The sequence below is a fragment of the Terrisporobacter mayombei genome, from assembly GCF_020748465.1.
In the GTDB taxonomy this organism is placed as follows: Bacteria; Bacillota; Clostridia; order Peptostreptococcales; family Peptostreptococcaceae; genus Terrisporobacter; species Terrisporobacter mayombei.
In genome coordinates, this window is sequence record NZ_JAHZMP010000055.1 from 1 (window position 1) to 616 (window position 616).

Sequence of the window (616 nt, forward strand, 5' to 3'; positions counted from 1 at the left end):
GTTTCAAACCATAATTGCGCCCCGTGCTCGGAATGATCTGCCAGATGCCTGCGGCATTGGCGCCAGACGTTGCGTGAGGATCAAAAGCGCTCTCCACTATGGGTAGTAGTACCAGTTCCATAGGTATGTTACGTTTTTTAACTTGCTTTGCTATCCAGTACATATACGGCTCTGCCCGTAAAGTTACATCGTGGAGATAGCTCTTATTGCGTAAATATTTCTGTTTCTGTTCGCGAATCCGGTCATTTTCCGGAATTCCCATCTTTAGCTCGTCGCCAATGAAAGCCCACAAGTCACCATCTGGCGCGATAGACGTCCCATCGTCCATCCATCGTGCCTGACTTGTAAACTTTGCTGCTTCCCCTTGACCAGCTGCAGAAAGGCTCTGTGCGTGCTGTTGAACGTTGCCGGTACTCTGGCAACCCACGAGCAGGATGTATTAAATCATGATTAACAGTTACGGAAAGAACATCAGTGTGATACCGGGACCCGGGAAAGGTATTCCACCGCGCGGATAATTGCCGGCGTCACATCCCACCGCCGTTTCAGAACAGGTAACAGTGAACCGCCCCGGAAATCCTGGAGACTAAACTTCCTGAGAAAGAGGTAAACAGGA

At 49.8% G+C, this 616-nt stretch carries 1 protein-coding gene; it reads right to left on the reverse strand.

Annotation, left to right across the window (positions count from 1 at the left end; translation table 11 throughout):
• The coding region (locus K0039_RS24770; RefSeq protein WP_228106775.1) for a transglycosylase SLT domain-containing protein at positions 1-328 on the reverse strand (328 nt) is incomplete at its 3' end.
• Positions 329-616 lie beyond the last annotated feature (288 nt).